Here is a 5,836-nt window from a genome sequence, read left to right on the forward strand (position 1 = left end):
CCGTATGGGGGGGAAGCCGGTGCGAATCCGGCGCTGACCCGCAACCGTGAGCCGTCACCACAAGGCGAGCCGGATCACCCCGACGGACATGACCGGCTCAACGGTCACCGGCAAGCCGCCGATGACCGGCCCGTCGAGGTACACGGGACCGGAGCCGGCGTGCCCCCGCGCCCGCCTGCCGCCCGGCCCCCGCAGGAGAGGCACCGCCCAGCCATGACCGTACGCCGCTGCGCCGCAGCGATCGCCGCCCTCACCGTCGTCCTCGGCGGCGCCGCCGCCACCGCCGCCCCCGCCTTCGCCGACGGCACGGTCCCGCCGGGGCTGTACGGGACGAAGGACCCGGCGTACGACGGCGTCTGGCGGCAGTCCCTCGCCCTGCTCGCCCAGGGCACGGTCGGCGTGAAGCCCGCCGCCCAGGCGGTCACCTGGCTGACCGGCCAGCAGTGCGACACCGGCGGCTTCGCCTCGTACCGCGCCGACGCGGCGAAGCCGTGCGACGCCAAGACGGTCCTCGACACCAACGCCACCGCCGCCGCCGTCCAGGCCCTCGTCGCGCTCGGCGACCACACCGACGCCGTGAAGAAGGGCGTCTCCTGGCTGAAGACCGTCCAGAACGAGGACGGCGGCTGGTCCTACAACCCCGGCGGCAAGAGCGACGCCAACTCCACCGCCGTGGTGATCGGCGCCCTCGCCGCCGCGGGGGAGAAGCCCGCCGACGCCAAGTCCGCCAAGGGCGGCAAGTCGCCGCTCGACGCGCTGCTCACCTTCGCGCTGCCGTGCGACAGCACGCCGGGCGCGGGCGCGTTCGCGTACCAGCCGGACCCGAAGACGGCCAAGCTGTACGCGAACGCCGACGCCAGCGCCGCCGCCGTGACCGCCGCCTACGGCAAGGGCCTCGCCGCCACCGCCGGGCGGCCCGACGCCAAGGGCGCCGGCTGCGAGAAGGCGGCCACGCCCGAGCAGGCCGCGCACAACGGCGCCGCGTACCTGGTCAGGACCATGGCCAAGACCGGCCACCTCAACTCCCCGATGCCGGGCGCCGAGAGCCAGCCCGACTACGGCAACACCGCCGACGCGGTCGTCGCCCTCGCCGCCTCCGGCGAGGAGGCCCAGGCCAAGGCGTCCCTGACGTGGCTGGAGAAGAACACGTCCGGCTGGGCCAAGGAGAACGGCCCCGCCGCCTACGCCCAGCTCGTCCTGGCCGCCAACGCCACCGGCGCCGACCCGAGGGACTTCGGCGGCGCCGACCTGGTCGCCCAGCTGAACGCGACCGGCCCGGCCCCGGCGGGCACGTCCGCCGCCGAGGCGGGCAAGCCGGCCAAGTCCGCCGACAAGAAGGACGACTCCTCCGGTATGTCGGTGTGGTGGATCGTCGGCGTCTTCTTCGTCGCCAGCGTGGGCGTCGGCTTCCTGGTCAGCGCCCGCAAGAAGAACGCGCAGAAGTGACACCGGTCCGCCGTCGCCGCCGGCCGGTCCCGGCCGGTTTCGCCCTCGCCCTCACCCTCGCGCTGACGCTCGGCGCGGGGGCGGTGGCGGGGCCCGCCCAGGCCGCCGGGTACCGCTACTGGTCGTTCTGGGAGCGGCAGGGCACGACGTGGACGTACGCCACGCAGGGCCCGGCCACCGCGCACCCCTCGGACGGTGACGTGCAGGGCTTCCGCTTCGCGGTCAGCGCGGACTCCAAGGACGCGGCGGTCCCGCGCTCGTCGCCCACGTTCGCCGAGGTGTGCGCGGGCACGCCCGCCGAGCCCGGCAGGAAGCGCGTCGCCCTCGCCCTCGACTTCGGCACCCCGCAGGACGCGCCCGGCGGCGAGACGCCCCCGGCGGCGCGTACGGCGTGCGCGCGGGTCCCCGAGAACGCGACGACCGCGGACGCGCTGGCGGCGGTGGCCAAGCCGCTGCGCTACAACAGCGCGGCCCTGCTGTGCGCCATCGCGGGCTACCCGAGGACGGGCTGCGGCGAACAGGTGTCGTGGCGGCAGGCGTCGCACGACCCGGCTCCCAAGACGTCCGACGGCGGCCCGTCGGTGGGCCTGCTGGCGGGCGGGGCAGCCGTTCTCGCGGTGGCCGCAGCCGCGGTCCTGCGGTCCCGCCGCCGTAACCGGAACTGACGGCGTACACCACCGATGCCCGAGAACGACGACCACCGCGAGCCGCCCGCGCCGACCCGGGGGAAGACCCGTACGGAACCGGCCGGCGTCCGGGTGCCCGCCGCGGGCCCGCGGCCGTCGGCCGAAGGCCGCGGCACCCACCGGCCCGCCGAGCGGCGCCGCGCCCCGAGGCCCCCGGCCGCTCGCCGCACCCCGTACGCGAACAGGGCCAACGCCCTGCATCCGGCGGCCTGGTGGCTGTGGGCCATCGGGCTCGCCACGGCCGCCTCGCGCACCACCAACCCCCTCCTGCTGGCCCTCCTCGTCACGGTCGCCGGCTACGTCGTCGCGGCGCGGCGCACCGACGCCCCCTGGGCCCGCTCGTACACCGCCTTCGTCAAGCTCGGCCTCGCCGTCGTCGCCATCCGGCTCGTCTTCAACATCGCCCTCGGCTCGCCGATCCCCGGCACCCACACCCTCCTCACGCTCCCCGAGGCGCCCCTGCCGGACTGGGCGAAGGGCATCCGCGTCGGCGGTCGCGTCACCGCCGAGGGCATGCTCTTCGCGCTCTACGACGGCGCCCGCCTCGCCGCCCTCCTCATCTGCGTCGGCGCCGCGAACGCCCTCGCCAACCCGGCCCGCCTCCTCAAGTCCCTCCCGGGCGCTCTGTACGAGGCGGGCGTGGCCGTGGTCGTGGCGATGACGTTCGCGCCGAACATGGTGGCCGACGTGGCCCGCCTCCGTACCGCCCGAAGGCTGCGCGGCCGTCCCACCGGCGGTATCCGGGCGATCCTCCAGATCGGACTGCCGGTCCTGGAAGGCGCGCTGGAGCGCTCGGTGGCCGTCGCCGCCTCCATGGACGCCCGCGGATACGGCCGGACCGCGCACGTGCCGCCCGCCGTCCGCCGCACCACCACCGTCCTCACCCTCGGCGGACTCCTCGGCGTCTGCGCCGGTACGTACGGACTCCTCGCCGCCGAAGGCGCCCGCTACGGCCTGCCGGTGCTGCTCGCGGGCCTCGCCGCGGCGCTGGCGGGCCTGCGCCTCGGCGGCCGTCGCTCGGTCCGTACCCGCTACCGCCCCGACCGCTGGGGCGGTAGCGCCTGGCTGGTGGCCGGTTCCGGCGCGGCGGTGGCGGCGGCCATGATCTGGGCGGGTACCCACACACCGGAGGCCCTGCACCCCGGCGTCGTCCCGCTCACCGCCCCCACGCTCCCGCTGTGGCCCGCCCTGGCCACCCTCCTCGGCCTGCTCCCGGCCTTCGTCACCCCGGCGCCGAACCCGGCACCCGCCCCGCCCGACCCCCAGGAGTCCCGATGATCCGCTTCGACGAGGTGTCGGTCACCTACGAGGGCCGGCCCGCCCCCACCATCCGGGACGTCGACCTCACCGTCCCCGAGGGCGAACTGGTCCTGCTGGTCGGGCCCTCCGGGGCCGGGAAGTCCACGCTCCTGGGGACGGTCTCCGGCCTCGTCCCGCACTTCACCGGCGGCACCCTGCGCGGCCGGGTGACGGTCGACGGCCGCGACACCCGGACGCACAAGCCGCGCGAACTCGCCGACCTGGTCGGCACGGTGGGCCAGGACCCGCTCGCCCACTTCGTCACCGACACGGTCGAGGACGAGCTCGCGTACGGCATGGAATCGCTCGGGCTCGCCCCGCACGTGATGCGCCGCCGCGTCGAGGAGACCCTCGACCTGCTCGGCCTCGCGGACCTGCGCGACCGCCCGATCGCCACGCTCTCCGGCGGCCAGCAGCAGCGCGTGGCGATCGGCTCGGTCCTGACCCCGCACCCCAAGGTGCTGGTCCTGGACGAGCCGACGTCCGCGCTGGACCCGGCGGCGGCCGAGGAGGTCCTGTCCGTACTGCAACGCCTCGTCCACGACCTCGGCACGACGGTCCTGATGGCGGAGCACCGCCTGGAGCGGGTGGTGCAGTACGCGGACCGGGTGATCCTCCTGGCGTCGGGCGGCGAGCCCCCGCTCCTGGGCACCCCCGCCCAGATCATGGCCGTGTCCCCGGTCCACCCGCCGGTGGTGGCCCTTGGACGGCTCGCGGGCTGGACCCCGCTGCCGCTGTCGGTACGGGACGCGCGGCGCAGGGCGCACGAGCTGCGCGCGAGCCTGGCCGCCCATGTCCCCGGGCCGCCGACGGGGGACGGCCACCCGGACGTGAGCCGGGCGCGCCCGCACGGCCCCGCACCGGAACCGACCGGCCTCCGCGCCGCCCTCGCCCGCCTGCGCCGGGGGACCCGTCCCGCCACGCCCGCCGCGACGGCCACCGCCACGGTCCGGAAACTGGGCGTCCGCCGGGCCCGTATCGAGGCACTGCGCCACGTGGACCTCACGGTCACGCCCGGCGAGACCGTCGCTCTCATGGGACGCAACGGCGCCGGCAAGTCCACCCTCCTCAACACCCTCGTCGGCATGACCGAACCCACCACCGGCACGGTGGCCGTCAACGGCCGCACCCCCCACCGCACAGCCCCGCGCGACCTGATCCGCGAAGTCGGCCTCGTACCGCAGGAACCCCGCGACCTGCTGTACGCGGACACGGTCGAGGCCGAGTGCGCGGCGGCCGACGCGGACGCCGGCGCCGCCCCCGGCACCTGCCGCGACCTGGTCACCGCCCTGCTCCCCGGTGTCCCCGACGACACCCACCCCCGCGACCTGTCCGAAGGGCAGCGCCTCGCGCTCGCCCTGGCGATCGTCCTGACGGGCCGGCCCCCGCTGCTGCTCCTCGACGAGCCGACCCGAGGGCTGGACTACGCGGCGAAGGCGCGCCTGGCGGACGTCCTGCGCGACCTCGCCGCCGAGGGCCACGCGATCGTCCTCGCCACCCACGACGTGGAACTGGCCGCCGAGATCGCCCACCGGGTGGTGATCCTCGCGGACGGCGAGGTGGTCGCGGACGGCCCGACCGCCGACGTGGTCGTCTCCTCGCCCTCCTTCGCCCCCCAGGTCGCCAAGATCCTGGCGCCCGACCCGTGGCTCACGGTCAGCCAGGTACGGGAGGCCCTCGCATGACGGCGCCGCGCGACCTGCCCCGCACCCGCCAGGCGAAGGCGGTCCGGCTCGGCCCGCGCGGGGTGAGTGCCCTCGCCCTGATCACCCTCGTCGGCGTCGCGGCCTTCGGCTGGCCGCTGCTGGCCGACGCGGACTCGGGGCTCGCCCACTCAAGGGACGCCCCCTGGCTCTTCGCCGCGCTCCTGCCGCTCCTCGTGGGCGTGGTGGTCGCCACGATCGCGGACGAGGACGGCGGCATGGACGCCAAGGCCGTGGCCATGCTCGGCGTCCTCGCGGCGGTCGGCGCCGCGCTGCGTCCGCTGGGGGCGGGTACGGCGGGCCTGGAGCCGATGTTCTTCCTGATGGTCCTGAGCGGCCGGGTCCTCGGACCCGGCTTCGGCTTCGTGCTGGGCGCGGTCACGATGTTCGCGTCCGCGCTGCTCACGGGGGGTGTCGGTCCCTGGATGCCGTTCCAGATGCTGGCGATGGGCTGGTTCGCGATGGGTGCGGGCCTGTTGCCCGGCCCGCACCGGCTGCGCGGCCGGGGGGAGCTGGTCCTGCTCGCCCTGTACGGCTGCGTCGCGTCCTTCGCGTACGGCACGGTCATGAACCTCCAGGGCTGGACGTACATCGGCGGGATGTCGTCCGGGATCTCCTTCCACCCCGGTGACCCGCTGGCGGAGAACCTGCTGCGCTTCGCCGCGTACTGCGCGACGACGTCGCTGGGGTGGGACCTGGGGG

Annotated in this window: 5 protein-coding genes and 1 riboswitch; all 5 genes read left to right on the forward strand. The window is 76.0% G+C overall.

Annotation, left to right across the window (positions count from 1 at the left end):
- Positions 1–9 precede the first annotated feature (9 nt).
- Positions 10–80, forward strand: a riboswitch (cobalamin riboswitch).
- A gap of 133 nt (positions 81–213) precedes the next feature.
- Positions 214–1,446 (forward strand): prenyltransferase/squalene oxidase repeat-containing protein, encoded by a 1,233-nt coding sequence (locus tag ACJA3G_RS27975; protein ID WP_406555816.1) that lies wholly within the window; start codon positions 214–216, stop codon positions 1,444–1,446.
- Entirely contained in the window at positions 1,443–2,111 is a 669-nt protein-coding gene (locus tag ACJA3G_RS27980) for an SCO2322 family protein (RefSeq protein WP_406555817.1), read from the forward strand. The genes ACJA3G_RS27975 and ACJA3G_RS27980 overlap by 4 nt, the downstream gene beginning before the upstream one ends.
- Positions 2,112–2,126: 15 nt before the next feature.
- Complete coding sequence (locus ACJA3G_RS27985) at positions 2,127–3,410, forward strand: energy-coupling factor transporter transmembrane component T (RefSeq protein WP_406555818.1); 1,284 nt, start codon at positions 2,127–2,129, stop codon at positions 3,408–3,410.
- Positions 3,407–5,116 carry an ABC transporter ATP-binding protein gene (locus ACJA3G_RS27990; RefSeq protein ID WP_406555819.1) on the forward strand — a complete coding sequence of 570 codons (1,710 nt, stop codon included), beginning with the start codon at positions 3,407–3,409 and terminating at the stop codon, positions 5,114–5,116. The genes ACJA3G_RS27985 and ACJA3G_RS27990 overlap by 4 nt, the downstream gene beginning before the upstream one ends.
- Positions 5,113–5,836 (forward strand): ECF transporter S component (locus tag ACJA3G_RS27995; RefSeq protein ID WP_406555820.1); only part of this gene is annotated, 724 nt, incomplete at its 3' end. The genes ACJA3G_RS27990 and ACJA3G_RS27995, both read left to right, overlap by 4 nt.

It is taken from the genome of Streptomyces sp. YS-3, from assembly GCF_045257485.1.
In the GTDB taxonomy this organism is placed as follows: domain Bacteria; phylum Actinomycetota; class Actinomycetes; order Streptomycetales; family Streptomycetaceae; genus Streptomyces.